The sequence below is a fragment of the Streptomyces prunicolor NBRC 13075 genome, assembly GCF_000367365.1.
Classification (GTDB): domain Bacteria; phylum Actinomycetota; class Actinomycetes; order Streptomycetales; family Streptomycetaceae; genus Streptomyces; species Streptomyces prunicolor.
On record NZ_BARF01000091.1, the window covers coordinates 53,403 to 73,286 of the forward strand.

Below are 19,884 nucleotides of genomic sequence, written 5' to 3' on the forward strand. Positions count from 1 at the left end.
AAGTTCATCCCTGGGTCTTCTGGATAGCTTCGCGAAGCACCTGGCGGTCGTCGAAGGGACGGACCACTCCGGCGATGTCCTGGCCCTGCTCGTGGCCCTTGCCCGCGACCAGTACGGTGTCGCCCGGCTGTGCACGGGCGACGGCGGCGGCGATGGCGGCGGCCCGGTCCTCGAAGACCTGGACCTCGCCACGCTCGTGCGCGGGCACCGACGCGGCGCCCTGGAGCATCGTCGCGAGGATCGCGAGGGGATCCTCGGAGCGGGGATTGTCGGAGGTCAGTACGGCGGTGTCGGCGTGCCGGGCGACAGCGGCGCCCATCGGCTCGCGCTTGGTCTTGTCGCGGTCGCCGCCGCAGCCGAGCACGACGTGCAGCTTGCCCTCGGTGACCTTGCGCAGCGCGCGCAGGACCGATTCGACGGCGTCCGTCTTGTGGGCGTAGTCGACGACCGCGAGATACGGCTGCCCGACGTCCACCCGCTCCAGGCGCCCCGGCACGCCCGGCACCGCGGCGATGCCGTCGGCGGCCAGCTGCGGGTCGAGGCCGGCGGTGGCCAGGGCGGCGATCGCGGCGAGGGTGTTGGCCACGTTGAAGGAACCGGCGAGCGGCGAACGAGCGGTGATCAGCTCGCCCTTGGGGCCGACCGCGGTGAACGTCGAGTCCATCGGGCCGGCTTCGACGTCCTGGGCGCGCCAGTCGGCGTCCGGGTGGCCCTCGGCGGAGTAGGTGGTCACGGGGACCGTGGCCTCCCGGGCGAGCCTGCGGCCGTACTCGTCGTCAAGGTTGACTACTCCCTGCCTGCTGCGCAGTGGCGTGAACAGCTGCGCCTTGGCCTGGAAGTAGTCCTCCATGCCCGTGTGGAACTCCATGTGTTCCGGGCTGAGGTTGGTGAAGACCGCGATGTCGAAGATGCAGGCGTCGACCCGGCCGAGGACCAGCGCGTGGCTGGAGACCTCCATGGCGACCGCGTCGACCCCGCGCTCCAGCATGACCGCGAACAGGGCCTGGAGATCGGTGGCTTCAGGGGTCGTGCGCTCCGACTTGATGCGCTCGTCGCCGATGCGCATCTCGACCGTACCGATCAGACCGGTGGACCGGACCGTTTTCAGGCCGCCCTCCACGAGGTACGCGGTGGTGGTCTTGCCGGACGTTCCGGTGATGCCGATCTGGAGCAGATCGCGGCCGGGGTGGCCGTAGATGGTCGCGGCCAGCTCGCCCATCTGCCCGCGCGGATCCTCAACGACCAGTACCGGCAGGCCGGTTGCGGCCGCGCGGTCGGCGCCGGTCGGGTCCGTCAGCACGGCTACGGCGCCGAGGCCGGCCGCCTGGGTGACGAAGTCGGCGCCGTGCAGCCGGGCACCGGGCAGCGCGGCGTACAGGTCGCCGGGGCGGACGGCGCGCGAGTCATGGGTGATGCCCGTGACCTCGGCGGCCGACACCGGCGCTGTCGTCATGGTCACGGCGGCGCCCAGTTGGTCGGCGAGTTCCGCGAGGGGTGTGGCGGAGAGCTGCGCCGGCCTGGGCGGCCCCGGGTAGGTCACGGATGCGCCCTTCTGGGGGGTTTGGGAGTGGTCGGCGGGTGGCACGGCGGTGAGCGTACCGGGCGCACCCGCCGCAGGGCGAAGTGAGGTGCGGGGCCCGCTGTCCTGCTGGCCCTGGTTCCCGGACTGGGAGGTGATCATGGTCACGGATCGGTTCCTGGCTGTTGCGCTGATCAGGGCGTGAAGGTCACGGGCAGATTCGCGGCCTTCGCCCCGGTGGGCGGGACCTGGAGGGTTTTGAGGGCGAACTCCATCACCTGCTTGTAGATCGGTCCGCAGATCTGACCGCCGAAGTAGCTTCCGCTGGTGGCGTTCTGGATCGCGCAGTAGACGGTGATGCGGGGGTTGTCGGCGGGCGCGAACCCGGCGAACGACGAGGTGTATCCCTTGTACTTACCGGTGGCCGGATCGACGCGGTTGGCGGTGCCGGTCTTGCCCGCGACCCGGTACCCCGGAATCGCGGCCTTACCGCCCGTGCCCTGCTCGTCGTCCACCACGGACTCCAGCATCTGGGCGAGGGTCTTCGCCGTCTTCGCGCTGATCACCCGGGTCTTCTTGGGCGTCGCCGCGGGCGTGAAGCGGCCGTCGGGCCCCTTCGTGCCGCGCACCAGGGTGGGTTCGACGCGGACTCCGCCGTTGGCGACCGTCGAGTAGACGGAGGCCGCCTGGAGCGCGTTGAGGGACATGCCCTGGCCGAAAGGAATCGTGTACTGCTGCGAGGTCGACCACTTGTCGGCGGGCGCGAGGATGCCCTTGGTCTCGCCGGGGAAATTGAGCCCGCTGTAGCTGCCGATGCCGAACTTGCGCAGATACGAGTACAGGACCTGGTTGGCCTCGGGCTGGGTCTTGCCGAGCTGCCCGGCCGCTTCGATGGTGCCGATGTTGCTGGACTTGGCGAGCACGCCGTTGAGGGTGAGGTTCCAGGTCGCGTGGTCCACGTCGTCCTGGAAGAGCCGGTCGCCGCGGTGCAGCCGGTTCGGCACGACGACATGCGTCAGCGGGGTGGCCGCATTCTCCTGGAGTACGGCGGCCATCGTCATGACCTTGGCGGTGGAACCGGGCTCGTAGGCGTCCTGGACGGCCGCGTTGCCCAGGGACGCGGCGCTGGCCTGCGAGAGGTCGTTCGGGTCGAAGCCGGGCGCGTTGGCCATGGCGAGGATCTCGCCGGTGCGGGTGTCCTGCACTATCACGTACCCGCGGTCCGCCTTGGACTTCTTCACCTGCTCGGTGATGGCGTTCTGCGCGGCCCACTGGATGTCACGGTCGATCGTCAGCTCCACGTCGGCACCGGCCACCGCGGGCGTCTCCGTGGAGCCCGCGGTGGGTACCTGGAGACCGCCGGACTGGGCGTAGCGGACTTTGCCGTCCTTGCCGGTGAGGTCCTTGTTCAGCTGCTGCTCGACCCCGCCGCCGCCCTTGCCGTCGGCGTTGACCCAGCCCAGTATCCCGGCGGCGAGATCGCCGTTCGGGTACACGCGCTTGGTGGTGGGGACGGCGAGGACACCGGCCACGACGTTGACCGTGGTCGGGTCGGTCGAGGCCTTGGTGTTGAGCGCGCTCTTCAGGTCCTTGATCTGCTTCCAGACCTGCGGGGTCTGGCGGTTGGCGAGCACTACGTAGCGCAGGTTCTTGTTCGCGGGCCTGAGCTTCTTGACCAGTCCGGCCTGGTCCACGCCGAGGATCGGGGCGAGGAGGGCGGCCGCCTGTTCGGGCCCGTCGTCGATCTTCAACTGCTTGCGGGTGAACAGCGTCGGGTCGGCGGTGATCGTGTACGCGTCCACGCTGGTCGCCAGCGCCACCCCGGAACGGTCGGTGATCTCACCGCGCTCGGCGGCCAGGACGTAGTCGACGTACCGGTTCTGCGCGGCCTTGGCGGCGTACGCGCTCGCGTCGACGGCCTGCACCTGGAGCAGTCGTACGACGAACGCGATGAGTACGAGGGTCAGCGCGAGGCTGATCATGCGCAGCCGGGGGCGGGGGCTGCCGAGCCGGAGGGAGCGGGGGCCCGCCGGGCGGCCGGCTGCGGCTGAGGGCGGCGGTGATGCCGGACGGCGGGCCGGGCGGGCGCCGGGACCGGGGCGGCGCCGGGCGGCGTTACCGCCCTCCGGGCGTTCGGGCCTGGCCGGTCCTGGCACTCGGCGGCGCGGCGGTTCCCTGTCGGACACTTCCGTCACCTGCCGGGTGTTGTCGGGGTGGAGGACTGTGCTGTGGAGGACTGCGCTGTGGAGGTCTGGGTTGTAGCGGTCCGGGTTGTAGCGGTCTGGGTTGTAGCGGTCTGCGCTGTGGATGCCTGGGCGGGCCGGGTCGCGACGGGGGTGGCCGCGGGGGCCGGTGCCGGCACGACGGCCGTGGGGCCCGGGCTCGGGCTAGAACTTGGGCTCGGGCTAGGCCTGCTGACGAGTGCTTCGGGAGCGAGGACCGCCGGTGTGCTCACGGTCTTCGCGGCGGCCTGCTCCGGGACACCCTTCACCGTGCCATTGGGGTCGAGGAAGGCGGGGTCCCCGCCGGGCACCATGCCCAGCTCGTGGGCGCGGCGCTGGAGGGCGTCGGGGGCGGAGTAGGCGTCGACGTCCCGCTGGAGGGCCTGTTCCTCATCGGTGAGGCTCTTCGTCTGCTTCTGGAGGTCGTCCAGCTTGAACTGCCCTTCGCTGAGCGCGGAGTTCAGCACGAGCAGAGCGATCAGGCCGCCGCCGAGAAGCAGCACGACAAGGAGGACGAACGGGGTCCGGGCCGCCTGGATCCCGCTTGTCTGCGCGGGACCGGTGGGGAAGAGCCGCGCGAGTCGGGCAGCCCTGCCCCTCAGTTCAGGTTTCCTACTCACTCACGCCCCCGAGTTGGATTTCCAAACCCACCCACATGCGCACCACACTCGTTCGCACCACACTCATGCGCACCACACTCAAGCGATACGCCCTCACGCGAGACGCCCTCACCCCGTGCTCAATCAACGACGTCCTCCCTGATGCGCTGAGCCCCCCGCAGCCGCGCGGGTGCTGCCCGCCGGTTCTCGGCGACCTCTTCCTCGGTGGGAAGTTCGGCACCGCGCGTCAGGAGCTTGAGCCGGGGCTGGTACTGCTCGGGCACGACAGGCAGCCCAGGAGGCGCAGTGTTGGCGGCGCCGACCGCGAACACCTGCTTGACCAGGCGGTCTTCGAGCGAGTGGTACGACAGGACGGCGATCCGGCCGCCCACGGCAAGGGACTTCACGGCGGCGGGGATCGCGCTCTCCAGGACGGACAGTTCGCCGTTGACCTCGATGCGCAGCGCCTGGAAGGTGCGCTTGGCCGGGTTGCCGCCGGTGCGCTTGGCGGCCTGGGGCAGCGAGTCGCGGATCAGCTCGACGAGTCGCGCGCTGTTGCTGAACGGCTCCTTGTCGCGCTCCCGTACGACCGCGGAGACGATCCGCTTGGCCTGCTTCTCCTCGCCGTACGCCCGCAGGATGCGGACGAGTTCACCGGGCGCGTAGGTGTTGAGGACCTCGGCGGCGCTGATGCCGGTCGTCTGGTCCATGCGCATGTCGAGGGGCGCGTCCTGGGCGTAGGCGAAGCCGCGGTCGGCCTCGTCGAGTTGCATGGAGGAGACGCCGAGGTCGAACAGAACGCCCTCCACGCGCGCGAGGCCGAGCCGCTCCAGCACGTCGGGCAACTCGTCGTAGACGGCGTGCACAAGGGTGGCGCGGTCGCCGAAGGGGGCGAGGCGCTCGCCGGAGAGGCGCAGGGCCTCCTTGTCGCGGTCGAGGGCGACGAGACGGGCCTCGGGGAACTGGGTCAGCAGGGCCTCACTGTGCCCGCCGAGGCCGAGCGTGCAGTCGACGACCACCGCGCCCGGCCGCTCCAGCGCGGGGGCCAACATGTCCAGGCACCGCTGGAGCATCACCGGGACGTGTCGACTCTGGCTCAAGGGGCCCTCTCAGATCCGGCACGGACCCTACGCACCGCCGGGTTCCCGCCCGCTGGTGAAAGGGAAGCCTGCCGGCGCCGAAAGCGTCAGCCGACCGGGAGCGGGAGGAGGCCGAGCCGTACGTACGCGCCGCGCACGTGTCGTTCAAGCTGGGGGAGAATCCGGAAAGTCGCCGGGGTCTCCGCGAAAAGTCCAGCAGGGAGAGCCTCGCCTCCCGCTCCGCGCAACTTTAGTCCACGCTGCCTCACGGTCAATCAACCGGCCTGCGCGTCGCGGGCCCGGGTGCGTGTGAAGCGTCAAAACGGGAAGAATCACCCGGACGGGTGCACCCCCGCCACCCGTGTGGGTTACCTCACAAGAGGACGCAATGACGCTCTTTTTCCCATCCCGCACCAAGACCGCACCGCCGGTGACCAGTACCGTCATAGGTATGACGACCTCCGCATCCGTACCCACAGAGTCCGAAGGCGCCATAGCCGACGGCGGGACCGTGACGGACCGCCTCGTCGAGGCCAACGCGCGATACGCCGCCGCCTTCACCGATCCCGGGATGGACGCCCATCCCGTCCTGCAGGTGGCCGTGGTGGCCTGCATGGACGCCCGCCTCGACCTGCACGCCGCGCTCGGCCTGGAGCTCGGCGACTGCCACACGATCCGCAACGCGGGCGGTGTGGTCACCGACGACGTGATCCGCTCCCTCACCATCAGCCAGCGGGCGCTCGGCACCCGCAGTGTCGTGCTCATCCACCACACCGGCTGCGGTCTGGAGTCCCTCACCGAGGAGTTCCGGCACGACCTGGAGATGGAGGTCGGCCAGCGCCCCGCCTGGGCGGTGGAGGCCTTCCGGGACGTGGAACAGGACGTACGGCAGTCCATGCAGCGTGTGCGCACCTCGCCGTTCCTGCTGCACACTGATGATGTGCGCGGCTTCGTCTTCGACGTGAAGTCGGGTCTGCTGCGCGAGATCGACCCCGCCTGACGCACCCGCCCGCCCCGAAACTTCGAAAAGTTCGCCCCTCGGACCGCGCAAAAGGTCGTAAGACCCGACAAAGCGAAGGCAGTTGTCCACAGGCGAGTGACACGAACCGGTAACGGCAACAAGAATGCGGGTGTGGCGTCACGCGGAACTTTTCCCGCGTGCCGTCCGTGTTTCGGGGTGGGCCGGTCCGCAGTGCGCGCGTCGGCCCATGGAAAGAACGGGCCGAGGAGGGCCGGGTGACGACCTATGACGATCGAGCGAGCCTTACAGATCTGACCGCCACTGTGGAGCGTGTCCGCAGTTCGGTGGAAGGAGTGATCGAGGGCAAGCCCGAGGTCGTACGGCTTTCGCTGACCGTGCTGCTCGCCGAGGGACATCTTCTGATCGAGGACGTTCCGGGTGTGGGCAAGACAATGCTGGCCAAGGCGCTGGCCCGGTCGATCGACTGTTCGGTGCGGCGAATCCAGTTCACGCCCGACCTGCTGCCCTCGGACATCACCGGTGTGTCCATCTGGGACCAGCAGCAGCGGGACTTCGAGTTCAAACCGGGCGCCATCTTCGCCCAGATCGTGATCGGCGACGAGATCAACCGCGCCTCGCCGAAGACCCAGTCCGCGCTCCTGGAGTCCATGGAGGAGCGGCAGGTCACCATCGACGGCCAGACCTACGAGCTGCCCAGCCCTTTCATGGTGGTCGCCACGCAGAACCCGGTCGAGATGGAGGGCACCTATCCGCTGCCCGAGGCCCAGCGCGACCGCTTCATGGCCCGGGTCTCCATCGGCTATCCCAGCGCGGAGGCCGAGCTCCAGATGCTGGACATCCACGGCGGGGCGAGCCCGCTGGACGACCTCCAGCCGGTGGCGCACGCGCACGACATCGTCAAGCTGGTCGAGGCGGTCCGCGGCGTCCACGTCGCCGACCCGGTGCGCAGGTACGCGGTGGAGCTGGTCTCCGCCACGCGCAACCACCCCGACCTCAGACTCGGCGCCTCCCCGCGCGCGACGCTGCACCTGCTGCGCGCGGCGAAGGCATCCGCAGCCCTGAGCGGCCGTGAGTACGCGCTGCCGGACGACATCCAGGCGCTCGCGGTCGCGATCCTCGCGCACCGCCTGCTGCCCACCGCCCAGGCCCAGCTGAACCGTCGTACGGCGGAGCAGGTCGTCCAGGAGATCCTCCAGCGCACCCCCGTGCCCGCGGCGCCGGCCCCGCAGAGCGGCCTGGGCCTCGGTGGGTACGGCCAGCAGCCGCCCCGGAGGCTGTGATGACCACCGGGGAGGCGGAGACCGACCGGGACGAGAAGGGCGGTGTCCGTACGGCCCTGGCCGGGCTGACGACCCGTGGACGCTCCTTCCTGGCCGCCGGTATCGCCGCCGCGGTCTGCGCGTACGTCCTGGGGCAGAGCGATCTGCTCCGGGTCGGGCTGCTGCTGGCCGTGCTGCCCCTGGTCTGCGCGACCGTGCTCTACCGCACCCGCTACCGAGTGGCCGGCAGCCGTCGGCTCTCCCCCGCGCGCGTGCCCGCCGGCAGCGAGGCCCGCGTCCATCTGCGGATGGACAACGTCTCGCGGCTGCCCACGGGCCTGCTGATGCTCCAGGACCGGGTGCCGTACGTGCTCGGCCCGCGTCCCCGGTTCGTCCTGGACCGGGTCGAGGCGGGCGGCCGACGCGAGGTGTCCTACCGGGTCCGCTCGGACCTGCGCGGCCGCTACCCCCTGGGCCCGCTCCAGCTCCGCCTGACGGACCCCTTCGGGATGTGCGAACTGACCCGCTCCTTCTCGACCTTCGACACCCTCACCGTCATCCCGCGCGTGGAGGCCCTCCCCCCGGTCCGCCTCAGCGGCGAGGCCAAGGGCTACGGCGACGGCCGCAACCGCTCGCTGGCCCTGGCGGGCGAGGACGACGTGATCCCGCGCGGGTACCGCTACGGCGACGACCTGCGCCGCGTGCACTGGCGCTCCACCGCGCGCTACGGCGAGCTGATGGTGCGCCGCGAGGAGCAGCCCCAGCGCGCCCGCTGCACGGTCCTGCTCGACACCCGGGGCATCGCCTTCGCGGGCCAAGGGCCGGACTCGGCCTTCGAGTGGGCAGTCTCCGGCGCCGCCTCCGTACTGGTGCACATGTTGGAACGGGGCTTCTCCGTACGGCTGTTGAGCGACACCGGCAACTCGGTGCCGGGCCAGGACGCCGATGGGTTCGCGGGTGCGAGCCAGGAGTCGGCGGACGCGGCCGGGCTGATGATGGACACCCTCGCGGTGATCGACCACTCGGACGGCGCGGGCCTGTCCCGGGCCTACGACGTCCTGCGCAGCGGGAACGAAGGGCTTCTGGTGGCCTTCTTCGGCGACCTCGACGAGGAACAGGCGGCGATCGTCGCCCGGATGCGGCAGCGCAGCGGGGGCGCCCTCGCCTTCGTACTGGACAGCGAGGGCTGGGCGCGCGAGTCGACCGACGTGGCCGGTCCCGGTGACGAGCGCGAGGAGCGGCTGCGGTTGCTGCGCGACGCGGGCTGGACCGCCGTGGGCGTACCGCGCGGCGCGTCCCTGACGGAGCTGTGGCAAATGGCGGACCGGGAGCGCAACGGCATCACCGCGACCGGCCTCGGGGAGGGATGGGCATGAGCGGGCGGGCACGACTGGCGATCTGCGCCTGGGTGGCCACACTGCTGGCGTCCTGCGCCCTGCTGCCGCTGGTCTCCCCGGCGACCTGGATCGTCCAGGCCGCCTTCATGCTGGCGATCCAGACCGGCGTGGGCGCGGCGACCCGGCGGGTGCCGCTGGCCCGGCCGCTGACCGTCGCCGCGCAGGCGCTGGTCACGCTGCTGATGCTGACCCTGGTCTTCGCGCACACGCAGGCCCTCGCCGGGTTCGTCCCCGGCCCCGAGGCCTTCCAGCACTTCGCCGACCTGCTGCAGCAGGGCTCCGACGATGTCTCCCGGTACGCGATCCCGGCCCCGCTGCACGACGGCATCCGGCTGATGCTCATCGGCGGTGTCCTGGTGATCGGCCTCGCGGTGGACACGCTCGCGGTCACCTTCCGCAGCGCGGCGCCGGCCGGACTGCCGCTGCTCGCGCTGTACTCGGTCGCCGCCGGACTGTCCGAGAGCAGCGTCAGCTGGCTGTGGTTCCTGCTCGCCGCCGCCGGTTATCTGATGCTGCTGCTGGCCGAGGGCCGGGACCGGCTCGCCCAGTGGGGCCGGGTCTTCGGCGGGGCGCCCCGTACGACCGGGGGCCCGGAGTCCGCGGGACCGCTCGCCCCGGTGCGCACCGGGCGGCGGATCGGCGCGGTCGCGATGGCCATCGCCCTGTTGCCGCTGCCCACCATCTCGGGCGGCCTGCTGGACGCCGCCGGGACGGGCGTGGGCGCGGGCACCGGAGGCGGCGGCACGATCTCCGCGGTCAACCCGCTGGTCTCGCTGCGCGACAGCCTGAACGTGGACGAGAACCGCCAGGTCCTGTCTGTGCGAACCTCCCCGAACGACGACGTCTCGGACCTGTATCTGCGGATCGTGTCCCTGGACGACTTCGACGGCACCACCTGGAAGCCGTCCCAGCGGCACATCCAGAGTGTGCCGAGCAAGTTCCCCACCCCGACCGGCCTCGGCGAGGACGTCAAGCGCTCGGAGATCACGACCCGGATCTCGGCCGCCGACTGGTACGCCCAGGACTGGCTGCCGATGCCGTATCCGCCCAGCGGCGTGAACATCGACGGCAGTTGGCGCTACGAGCCCGTGGGCATGACGGTCGTGGGCGACCACGGCCAGAACACGCGTGGGGCGAGCTACACGGTCACCAGCCTGGACGTACAGCCGACCGCGGAGCAGCTGGCCGCCGCACCGCAGGCGTCGTCGGCCATGCGGAACCAGTACACGAAGGTGCCCAAGTCGCTGCCCGCGGTGGTGGCCGACACCGCCCGCAAGGTCACCGCGGGCTCGACCAGTCACTACGAGCAGGCGGTCAAGCTCCAGGACTACTTCGCGGTGTCCGGCGGCTTCCAGTACGACACCCAGGTGGACGTCGGCACCGGCCGCGACGCGATCGCCAAGTTCCTGCGGGACAAGCAGGGCTTCTGCGTCCACTTCTCCTTCGCGATGGCGGCGATGGCCCGCACCCTGGGCATTCCGGCCCGGGTCGCGGTGGGCTTCGCGCCCGGCACCCCGGAGGCGGACGGCACGGTGTCGGTGGGCCTGAAGGACGCGCACGCCTGGCCCGAGCTGTACTTCGAGGGCGTGGGCTGGACCCGCTTCGAGCCGACCCCCAACCGGGGCTCGGTGCCGTCGTACACCCAGTCGACCACGCCCGGCAGTGACGTCCCGGACCCGGCCGTCCCCTCGACCTCGACGAGCACGGCGCCCTCCACGGCCCCCTCGGCGAGCGAGAGCTGCACGGCCCAGCAGCGGAAGCTGGACGGCTGCACGAGCCAGGCCCCGGCACTCGCCACGGGCGGTGGGCCGCGGGGTCCCTGGTGGTACGCGCAGATGGTGGCGCTGGGCCTGGGCGCACTTCTGCTGCTGACGATCCCGTTCGCGCCGATGCTGTGGCGGACCCGGATGCGTTCCGTACGGCTGGGAGCGCACGGTCGTACGGAGGCGGACGCGGCCATCCACACGCTGGCCGTGTGGGAGGAACTGACCGATACCGCCTGGGACTTCGGGATCTCGCCCGACGAGTCGCTGACCCCGCGCAAGGCGGCGGCCCGGATCGTGAGACTCGGGCATCTCGACCCACCGTCCGCCGCTTCGGTGCACCGCGTGGCGGACGCCGTGGAGCAGGTCCTGTACGCCCCTCGGCCGCAGCTGGCGGCGGGGCTCGCGAAGGACGTCCGGCGGGTCGTCGTCGGGTTCCAGGACACGGCCGGCCGCTCCACGCGGCTGCGCGCACTGGTCGCCCCGCGCTCGACCGTCCGGGTGGTGTGGGCGCTGTCGGCCTGGTGGATGTCGGTGACGACACGGGCGGCGGAGCTGCGGCCGACCCTGCGCAAGCCGTCCGGACAGCAGGGCTAGCGGGCACGGCCCGGAGAGCACAGCAGGCATACGGGAGGGGGTGACCACCGAATCGGTGGTCACCCCCTCACTCGTGTCTTGAGGAGCGCCGCGTGTTCTGCTTCCGCGGGGCCGGTGCTGCTACTGGCCGCCGCCCTGTTGCTCGTCGCGGCGGCGCTGCCAGCGCTGCTCGATACGATCCATCACCGAGCGCCGCTGCCGTCCCTGATGGCGGGCGTGCGGTGCGCCCGCGGCGGGCTGTTCGCCAGGCTTGGGGGCTTTGCGCCAGCCGGTCACGACGAGCACCGCACAGCCCAGCATGACGAGGAACCCCATCACGCTGACCCAAATCTGCTTGGCGACCATTCCTGTCATGAGGAGCGCAATACCCACGAGGAAGCCGGCCATCGCCTGGTAGACCCGTCGCCGGGTGTACGTGCGCAGCCCGCTTCCCTCAAGCGCTGTCGCGAACTTGGGATCTTCGGCGTACAGCGCTCGCTCCATCTGCTCGAGCATTCGCTGCTCGTGCTCCGAGAGCGGCACGGAGTCCTCCTCATCGTGCAGTCGCCGGGGCGACCCGGGGGGTCCCTTCAGGATAGGCAGGGAATCGCCCCCGTGAAACCCGCCCCTCTACGCCAATTGACCAACCGGAATCCGCCATGGCCGTTCCGGCTCGCTGAAGCTTCCATTCCCCAGCGGCCGTCCCGTCATGCCGACCGGTCTCCCTCGATCATACGGCGCCGGGCCCCCGATCGGGGGGCCTGTGGCGTACTCCATGTGCTGTCGAGCCCCTGATCAGGGGTCCGGCACGGGAGGTCACTCACGCCTCGCCGGCACCCCGCGTCTCGCCGAGCACATGAAGCTGCGTGGCCACGGAGTGGAACGCCGTGAGCTCGGCCACCGCGGCCTCCAGTTTCAGCAGCGCGTCCAGGGCGCCGGGCTCGGTGTCCACGAGCACTCCGGGGACCAGGTCGGCGAAGACCCGCACCCCGTGCACGGCGCCGACGTCCAGGCCGGCGCCCTCGACGAACCCGGCGAGCTGCTCGGCGGTGAAACGGTGCGGGACGGGGTCGGCGGCGCCCCAGCGGCCGTTCGGGTCGTCGAGGGCCTGCCTGGCCTCCTTGAAGTGCCCGGCGAGGGCGCGCGCGAGCACCGCACCGCCGAGCCCGGCGGCGAGCAGGCTGAGGACGCCCTCGGGGCGCAGCGCGGCCACCACGGTGCGGACGCCCTCGGCGGGGTCGTCCACGTACTCCAGGACGCCGTGGCACAGCACCGCGTCGTAGCCGCCGCGCTCGACCACGTCGAAGAGGCCGTGCGCGTCGCCCTGGACGCCCTGCACGCGGTCGGCGACACCGGCCTCGGCGGCGCGGCGCTCCAGCGCGAACAGCGCGTTCGGGCTGGGGTCGACGACGGTGACGCGGTGCCCGAGGCGGGCGACGGGCACCGCGAAGTTGCCGCTGCCGCCTCCGGTGTCGAGGACGTCCAGCGCGTCTCGACCCGTGGCCTTGACCCGGCGGTCGAGGGCGTCCTGAAGGACGTCCCAGACCACGGCGGTACGGAGGGAGGCGCGGGGGCGGCTCGGGTCCGACACGGCAGTTGACTCCTCGGCGCGGCACCGCCTGTGCACGGCGGAGCGAACGGGCTGCCTCCCCGGCCCGGGTGCGGGCGGAGGGAAGGCTTCAGGCGCCCTCCACCCTATTGCCTCCGGTGCCGTACCTGGTCATGTGTCGCGCGCGGCGACCACCGGGGGCTCACCCGGCGCGGTCCCCCGGCCGCTCCGGGTCCTGGCGGGGCTGGGGCAGGACCGGCTGGAGGACGAGCATCCGCTCGACCAGGCGCAGGAACATCGCCACGTCGCGTATGAGGTCGTCGGCGTCCCGGCGGGTCGCCGCGCCCTGGATGCCCGCCTCGGCCCGCGCGCGGCGCCGGGCGCCGGAGGCGAACAGGGCGCTCCACTCGGTGAGTTCGGGCGCGATCTCGGGGAGCACTTCCCAGGCGCTGCGGATACGGCCGCGACGCCGGGCCGTGGGCTCCGGCTGGACCCGCGCGGCGAGTACCGCGGCGGCGGTGCGCAGGGCGGCCAGGTGGGCCGTCGCGTAGCGCTCGTTCGACGTTTCGAGGACTGCTGCCTCGTCCAGTCCCGCACGGGCCTGGGCGAGGAGGTCGAGGGCGGCTGGCGGGGCCGTGGCCCGGCGGAGCACGGGGTGCACGTCGCTCGCCGGGCCGGTCAGTGAGGGGGCAGGGCCGGCGGCGCGGCGCCGGCGGGCGGCGGCTGCGGACGGGTGGGCCATGACGAACCTCCTGTCGTCGTGTGACGGCACGCCCAGTCAGGTAGTGCCGTATGTGCCCATCGTGAGGTATGGCACTGACAATCCGTTCTGACCTGCGCTTTTGCTTCGATCGAAGGTTCGGGTTACTTTTTGCACTGACCAGTCAGTTCAAAAGAATCCGGCAACAGGGGATGGGGAACCGTGGGTGGGGTCGGTGTCACGGCCGAGGACTTCGGGGTCGAGGGGCCGCGCGGCTGGGCGTTCCGGGGGATCTCCCTGGACGCCGGGCCCGGCTCGCTGATCGCCGTCGAGGGGCCGTCCGGGTCCGGGCGTACGAGCCTGCTGCTCGCGCTCACCGGGCGGATGAAGGCGTCCGAAGGAACCGCCTCCGTGGGCGAGTTCACGCTGCCGAAGCAGTCGGCGGCCGTACGCCGGGTCAGCGCCCTGGCGAATGTCGCCGGGGTCACCGACCTCGAACCGGCGCTGACCGTCGGCGAGCATCTGCGCGAACGGGCGCTGCTGCAACGGCGGTTCGGGGGCTCCGTGCGCGGGCTGCTGCGGCCGAGGACAGAGCGGGCCGTCGAGGCGGGGCTGCGCATCGAGCGGGCCCTGACCGCGGCCGGTCTCGACCGCGAGGCGCTGCCCAAGGGGTCCCGCACCGCCGTACGGGATCTGGAACGGTCGCAGGAGGTGCGGCTGTCCATCGCGCTGGCGCTCGTCGGGCGGCCCGCGCTGCTCGGCGTGGACGACGTCGACCTCAAGCTCTCGGATGCCGAACGGGCCGAGATCTGGGGCCTGTTGAGGTTCCTCGCCGATTCCGGAACGACTGTCGTAGCGGTGTCCACCGAGGGGACGGAGAAGGCCGATGCACGCGCCACGACTGGCCGCGCTTGAGCTCAGGCGCTTCGGCAGGGGGAAGCTGCCGCGCGCCGCGCTCGTCGCCCTCCTGCTGCTGCCACTGCTGTACGGCGCCCTGTACCTGTGGTCCTTCTGGGACCCGTACGGCCGCCTGGACCGCATCCCCGTGGCGCTTGTCAACGACGACAAGGGGGCCACCGCCGACGGGAAGAAGCTCACCGCGGGCGCGAGCATCACCGAGGGGCTGCGGGACAGCAAGACGTTCGACTGGCACGAGGTGAGCGCGGCCACCGCGCGGAAGGGCGTCGAGGACGGCACGTACTACCTGTCGTTGACGATGCCGGCCGACTTCAGTGCGCGGATCGCCTCCAGTGCGGGCGACTCCCCGGAGACGGGCGCGCTCCAGGTGCGGACGAACGACGCGAACAACTACATCGTCGGGCAGATCTCCCGGACGGTGTTCAGCGAGGTGCGGACGGCCGCGTCCACCAAGGCCTCGCGGAGCTTCCTGGACCGGATCTTCGTCTCGTTCTCCGACATCCACGGCCAGACCGTGAAGGCGGCCGACGGCGCCGACAAGCTCACGGGTGGCATCGGGACGGCCGAGGAGGGCTCCAAGGATCTCGCCGACGGTCTGAAGGACGCCAAGAAGGGCAGCGGCAAGCTCTCCAAGGGCCTCAAGAAGCTCGACACGGGCGCGGGTGACCTGGCGGACGGCTCGGCGCGGGTCGCGGCCGGGACGCAGACCCTCGCGGACACGGTCGACGGGGTCGCCGACAAGGTGGGGCCCTTCCTGAAGGACAACGAGAAGACCATCGGGGACACGGCCCAGTTGGTCGCCGACTCGGCCAAGACCATCCGCGCCAACCTGGGCACCCTGGTGAAGACGGCTCCGGTCGCCGCCAAGGGCGCGCACGCGGCCTCGAACACCCTGGACGAGGTCTACAAGGCGCGCTGCGAAACCGTCGTCCTGAAGGATGACGCCTGCCCCGACCTGAAGAAGGCCGCTCAGGCCGCCTCGGACGTCGCGAAGGTCGCCGACGACGTGAACAGCCTGGTCGCCGACCAGAACGGCGACCTGAAGAAGCTCGACGCCAACCTCGGCACGCTCCAGACACAGGCCCAGGCACTCGCCGACCATGCCCCGCACCTCTCCGAGGACCTCGACGACGCGGTGGCCAGGATCGACAGGCTGAACGACGGCGCCGGGAAGGTCGCCGCGGGCGCCAAGACCCTGCACACCGGGCTCGGCACGGCGAAGACCGGCGCCGCCGCCCTGGACACCGGCGTCGGCAAGCTGACGACGGGTGCCGTGGACCTCAACGGCGGCCTGTACAAGCTCGTCGACGGCTCCGGGAAGCTCGCCGGCGGTCTGCACGACGGCGCCGCGCAGATCCCGGACTACGACAAGCAGGACCGCGACCAGCGCACAGGGGTCATGGCCGACCCGGTCCAACTCGCCACCCAGGACCTGCACAAGGCGCCCAACTACGGCACCGGATTCGCCCCGTACTTCATCCCGCTGTCCCTGTGGGTGGGCGCGATGGTGGCCTACATGCTGATCGCGCCCATGAACCGGCGCGCACTCGCCGCCGGTGCCTCGGCCTGGCGGATCGCGCTCGCGGGCTGGCTGCCGGTGGTCGCGGTCGGGGTGCTCCAGACGGTGGCCCTGATGGCCGTACTGCACTGGGCGATCGGCCTGGAGATGGCACGCGCGGCCGGCACGATCGGCTTCCTGTTCCTGGTGACGGCGTGCTTCGCGGCCATCGTGCAGTGGCTGAACGCACGCTTCGGGGCAGCCGGCCGGATCCTCGTACTCGCCCTGCTGATGCTCCAGTTGACGTCGGCGGGCGGCACCTATCCGGTGCAGACCAGCCCGGGCTTCTTCAACGCGATCCACCCCTTCCTGCCGATGAGTTACGTCGTCGAGGCGCTACGGAGGCTCATCACCGGCGGTGGCCTCGGACCCGTGTGGCACGCGTGCGTGGTGCTCGTCGCCTTCACCGCGGGGGCGCTCGCGCTGACCGCGCTGTCGGCCCGCCGCCGCCAGGTGTGGACGCTGGACCGGCTGCACCCGGAGCTGAGCCTGTGACCGCGCCCAGGACCCGGGCACCCGTGCCCGCGACGGAAGCCGGGCCTGTGACAATCAGGCCCATGGAAAGCAGCAGCACCCCGTCGGGCGGCAGCACGCGCCGCGAGGCCACCCGGCAGAAGCTCTACGAGGCGGCCGTCACGCTCATCGCCGAACAGGGCTTCTCCGCCACCACGGTGGACGAGATCGCCGAGCGTGCCGGAGTGGCGAAGGGCACCGTCTACTACAACTTCGCCAGCAAGTCCGTCCTCTTCGAGGAGCTGCTGCGGCACGGCGTGGGCCTCCTCACCGCCTCCCTCAGGGAGGCCGCCGAGCAGACGGAGCGGGACGGCGGCAGCAAGGTCGACGCCCTGGACGCGATGATCCGCGCGGGCCTCGGCTTCATCGCCCGCTACCCGTCCTTCACCCAGCTCTACGTGGCCGAGCTGTATCGCACCAACCGCGCCTGGCAGTCCACGCTCATGGTGGTGCGGCAGCAGGTGAACGCGGCCATCGAGGACGTGCTGCACGCGGGCGTGGCGAACGGCGAGTTCAGCCCCGAGATCGATGTCCGGCTGACGGCGGCGGCGCTGGTCGGGATGGTCCTGGTGGCCGCCCTGGACTGGCAGTCGTTCCAGCCTGAGCGCTCCCTGGACGACGTCCACTCGGCGCTGTCCCGGCTGCTCCAGGGCCGGGTGAGCGGAGACCGCTGAGCACACACAGAAGCGCCGGTCCGTTGTGGCCGCGTCCCCCGCGGGCCACCTCGAACCGGCGCTCCCTTGTGCTCCCCCGTACGTTCCCCCTGTTGGAACCCCCGTTGGTCGGTCCAGGGTTCCCCCGTGCCTCGCTTCCGCCGAAGGTTCGGCGGAAGGAGCGGCCAAGGGCGCGGGCTCCGTTCCGCCGCCCCGTGTCGGCGGTACCGGAGCCGCGCCCCTTTCCGTGCCCCTACTCTCTCGTTCGCGCAGGTCGCACCCCATCCGCGCGCGTACTCATCTCACTCCCTAGGTACGGATACTCAGCCGTACGCACTCAGGCCCAGGACGCCGTGTTGCCGAGTGGTTACTATCGCCTCCGTGTCCGTACTCCCCCTGGTCTTCACCAGCGGCTGGGCCAGCGGCGTCAACGCGTACGCGGTGGTGCTGCTGCTCGGGATCTTCGGCGCGACCGGAGTGACCGACGCGGTCCCCGAGTCGCTGCAACGCCCTGAGGTCCTCATCACAGCGGGCGTCCTGTTCCTGTGCGAGGCGGTCGCCGACAAGATCCCCTACGTCGACTCGGTGTGGGACTCCGTGCACACGGTGATCCGGCCGGCCGCCGGGGCGTGGGTCGGGGCGGTGCTCGCCGGGCACAGCGGTTCGATGAACGATGTGGTGGCGGGCCTGATCGGCGGTTCGTCGGCGCTGGCCAGCCATACCGTCAAGGCCGGGACGCGGATGGCGATCAACACCTCGCCGGAGCCGTTCAGCAACGTGATCATGAGCTTCGCGGAGGATCTCGGGGTCGGCGGGATCGTCTCGTTCGCGATGTTCCATCCCCAGGCGGCGGCGATCATCGCGGCCGTGCTGCTGGTGGCCGGGCTCACGGTCCTGTTCTTCCTGATCTCGCGGATCCGGCGCTTCCTGCGCCGCCGGGCCCGGCGCCGGGAGGAGAAACGGCTCGCCGCGCAGGTGGGACACCCGCCCGGCCGGCCACCGGACCCGCCACCGTGGTGACAGCCCGTGGCCGGACTGTCAGTGGCGGCCGATAAAGTCGCAGGCATGGCACGGATTGCGGTGATCGGCGCCGGCATGGGCGCGATGGCGGCCGCTGCCCGGCTGGCCGTCGCGGGCCACCGGGTGGCGGTGTACGAGCGTACGGAGACGTACGGCGGTGCGGTGCGCCGCTTCGAGCGGGACGGGTTCTCCTTCGACACCGGCCCCGGACTGCTGCCCGTGCCCGCGGTCCACCGCGACCTGTTCATCAAGACCGGCAAGGAGCCGCTGGAGGACCTGGTCGAGCTGGTCCAGGTCGACCCCTCCTCCCGGCACGTCTTCGCGGACGGCACTGCGGTGTCGTTGCCGAACGCCTCCCGCGCGGGCGTCGTCACGGCCCTGGACGAGGCCCTGGGCGGCGGCGCGGGCCAGCGCTGGGGCGACTTCCTGATCCGGGCCCGCGAGGCCTGGGACCGCACCCGCAGGCCCCTCCTGGAGGAGCCCCTGTGGCCGAACTGGTCGGTGCTGGCCGACCAGGAGCCGTATCCGGCGGTCCCGCACAAGAAGCTGCTGCGCACGCGGAGGGCGAGCACCCTCGCCGAGATCGGCGCCTGGGAGCTGCGCGACGAGCGCCTGACGGCCCTCCTGGAGAGCCACGCGCTGGCGTACGGCCTCCACCCCCGGACCGCTCCGGCGAGCGCGGCCGTGCTGCCGTACATGGAGCATGCCTTCGGCACCTGGTATGTGCGGGGCGGCATGCGGGAGTTGGCGCGCGCGGTGTACGAGCGGTGCGTGGCAAGGAGGGTCGAGTTCGTCTTCGGGGCCGAGGTCACCCGGGTCCTGGAGAAGGACGGGCGGGCGGCCGGGGTGGAGCTCGCCGACGGGACGATGGTCGACGCGGACCATGTCGTGGCGGACGTCGACCCCGCGCGGCTACGGGCCCTGACGGACCGTCCACTGGACGAGGACGGCGATGTGCGGGCCGACCCGGAGGCACCCCGGCCGGTGCGCTTCACGCTCCTGCTGGCCCTGCGCGGCCCGCGCGAGGACGGGGCCGTTCACCGGACGGTGGTCCACGGCCCGGACCGCGAGGCCGAGTTGGACCTCCTGACCTCCCCCGGCGGCGACGAGCCCCGCTGCCCCACGGTGACGGTGCTGCGCCCCGACGACCCCGCGCTCGCGCCGGACGGCGAGCACGAGTCGGTGGTGGTGTCCGCCGTGCTGTCGAGCGAGGCGGGTTGGGAGGAGGAGCGCACGGTCCGGAGCTACACCGACTTCCTCCTCGGAGCCGCCGAGTCCGCCGTACCCGGGCTGCGGGAGCGCCTGTTGTGGCACGAGGGGCGCACACCCGGGGACACGGAGGACGAGACGGGCGCCCGCTCCGGAGCCGTGCCCGCGCCCTCGCTCGCCGCCGGGCGGGGCCGTTTCCTGCACCCGGCGAACACCACACGCGTGCCCGGGCTCTACCGGGTCGGCGGCTGGTCCCACCCCGGCGGCGGGCTTGCGCACGCCGGGATGTCGGGGGCGCTGGTGGCCGGACTGATCGTGGAGGGACCCCAGTTCAGAGGGTCCCAGTAAGCAGATCTCAGTAGGAGGGT

At 71.6% G+C, this 19,884-nt stretch carries 16 protein-coding genes; 9 read left to right on the forward strand and 7 right to left on the reverse strand.

Annotation, left to right across the window (positions count from 1 at the left end):
* Window positions 1–4 precede the first annotated feature (4 nt).
* The 4 genes from SPR02S_RS38335 to rsmH form a co-directional block, all read right to left on the reverse strand.
* Window positions 5–1,540: a UDP-N-acetylmuramoyl-L-alanyl-D-glutamate--2,6-diaminopimelate ligase gene (locus SPR02S_RS38335; RefSeq protein WP_026151230.1), complete on the reverse strand. Its 1,536-nt coding sequence runs from the start codon at window positions 1,538–1,540 to the stop codon at window positions 5–7.
* Between the two features lie 173 nt (window positions 1,541–1,713).
* Entirely contained in the window at window positions 1,714–3,705 is a 1,992-nt protein-coding gene (locus SPR02S_RS38340) for a peptidoglycan D,D-transpeptidase FtsI family protein (protein ID WP_281169921.1), read from the reverse strand.
* Window positions 3,706–3,710: 5 nt separating this feature from the next.
* Window positions 3,711–4,361, reverse strand: a complete 651-nt coding sequence (gene ftsL, locus SPR02S_RS38345) for a cell division protein FtsL (protein WP_019062329.1) — start codon at window positions 4,359–4,361, stop codon at window positions 3,711–3,713.
* 119 nt (window positions 4,362–4,480) lie between these two features.
* Entirely contained in the window at window positions 4,481–5,440 is a 960-nt protein-coding gene (gene rsmH, locus SPR02S_RS38350; protein WP_078623125.1) for a 16S rRNA (cytosine(1402)-N(4))-methyltransferase RsmH, read from the reverse strand.
* A 430-nt stretch (window positions 5,441–5,870) separates the two neighbouring features.
* Here rsmH and SPR02S_RS38355 point away from each other — a divergent pair, with 430 nt between their 5' ends.
* The 4 genes from SPR02S_RS38355 to SPR02S_RS38370 all read left to right on the forward strand — a co-directional run bounded on the left by SPR02S_RS38355 (window position 5,871) and on the right by SPR02S_RS38370 (window position 11,417).
* Window positions 5,871–6,419 carry a beta-class carbonic anhydrase gene (locus SPR02S_RS38355; protein WP_026151231.1) on the forward strand — a complete coding sequence of 183 codons (549 nt, stop codon included), beginning with the start codon at window positions 5,871–5,873 and terminating at the stop codon, window positions 6,417–6,419.
* A gap of 236 nt (window positions 6,420–6,655) precedes the next feature.
* Window positions 6,656–7,681, forward strand: a complete 1,026-nt coding sequence (locus SPR02S_RS38360; RefSeq protein WP_026151232.1) for an AAA family ATPase — start codon at window positions 6,656–6,658, stop codon at window positions 7,679–7,681.
* Complete coding sequence (locus SPR02S_RS38365) at window positions 7,681–9,036, forward strand: DUF58 domain-containing protein (RefSeq protein WP_019062333.1); 1,356 nt, start codon at window positions 7,681–7,683, stop codon at window positions 9,034–9,036. The genes SPR02S_RS38360 and SPR02S_RS38365 overlap by 1 nt, the downstream gene beginning before the upstream one ends.
* Window positions 9,033–11,417 (forward strand): transglutaminase TgpA family protein, encoded by a 2,385-nt coding sequence (locus SPR02S_RS38370; protein ID WP_019062334.1) that lies wholly within the window; start codon window positions 9,033–9,035, stop codon window positions 11,415–11,417. Before SPR02S_RS38365 ends, SPR02S_RS38370 begins: the two co-directional genes overlap by 4 nt.
* A gap of 120 nt (window positions 11,418–11,537) precedes the next feature.
* On the opposite strand, the gene SPR02S_RS38375 is transcribed toward SPR02S_RS38370, so the two are convergent.
* The 3 genes from SPR02S_RS38375 to SPR02S_RS38385 all read right to left on the reverse strand — a co-directional run bounded on the left by SPR02S_RS38375 (window position 11,538) and on the right by SPR02S_RS38385 (window position 13,687).
* The gene (locus tag SPR02S_RS38375; protein WP_019062335.1) at window positions 11,538–11,939 is read right to left on the reverse strand and encodes an SCO2097 family morphological protein; all 402 of its coding nucleotides are present in this window, start codon (window positions 11,937–11,939) and stop codon (window positions 11,538–11,540) included.
* A gap of 277 nt (window positions 11,940–12,216) precedes the next feature.
* Window positions 12,217–12,987 carry a methyltransferase gene (locus SPR02S_RS38380; RefSeq protein WP_019062336.1) on the reverse strand — a complete coding sequence of 257 codons (771 nt, stop codon included), beginning with the start codon at window positions 12,985–12,987 and terminating at the stop codon, window positions 12,217–12,219.
* Between the two features lie 160 nt (window positions 12,988–13,147).
* The gene (locus SPR02S_RS38385; RefSeq protein ID WP_019062337.1) at window positions 13,148–13,687 is read right to left on the reverse strand and encodes an SAV_6107 family HEPN domain-containing protein; all 540 of its coding nucleotides are present in this window, start codon (window positions 13,685–13,687) and stop codon (window positions 13,148–13,150) included.
* A gap of 180 nt (window positions 13,688–13,867) precedes the next feature.
* On the opposite strand from SPR02S_RS38385, the gene SPR02S_RS38390 reads away from it, so the two are divergent.
* From SPR02S_RS38390 to SPR02S_RS38410, 5 genes are all read left to right on the forward strand, one after another.
* Window positions 13,868–14,560 (forward strand): ABC transporter ATP-binding protein, encoded by a 693-nt coding sequence (locus SPR02S_RS38390; protein ID WP_019062338.1) that lies wholly within the window; start codon window positions 13,868–13,870, stop codon window positions 14,558–14,560.
* Window positions 14,532–16,616, forward strand: coding sequence for a YhgE/Pip domain-containing protein (locus SPR02S_RS38395; RefSeq protein ID WP_019062339.1), 2,085 nt, complete (start codon window positions 14,532–14,534; stop codon window positions 16,614–16,616). Before SPR02S_RS38390 ends, SPR02S_RS38395 begins: the two co-directional genes overlap by 29 nt.
* A gap of 62 nt (window positions 16,617–16,678) precedes the next feature.
* Window positions 16,679–17,308: a TetR/AcrR family transcriptional regulator gene (locus tag SPR02S_RS38400; RefSeq protein WP_019062340.1), complete on the forward strand. Its 630-nt coding sequence runs from the start codon at window positions 16,679–16,681 to the stop codon at window positions 17,306–17,308.
* 360 nt (window positions 17,309–17,668) lie between these two features.
* Window positions 17,669–18,307, forward strand: a complete 639-nt coding sequence (locus SPR02S_RS38405) for a DUF4126 domain-containing protein (protein ID WP_019062341.1) — start codon at window positions 17,669–17,671, stop codon at window positions 18,305–18,307.
* A 45-nt stretch (window positions 18,308–18,352) separates the two neighbouring features.
* Window positions 18,353–19,864, forward strand: a complete 1,512-nt coding sequence (locus SPR02S_RS38410) for a phytoene desaturase family protein (protein WP_174447589.1) — start codon at window positions 18,353–18,355, stop codon at window positions 19,862–19,864.
* Window positions 19,865–19,884 lie beyond the last annotated feature (20 nt).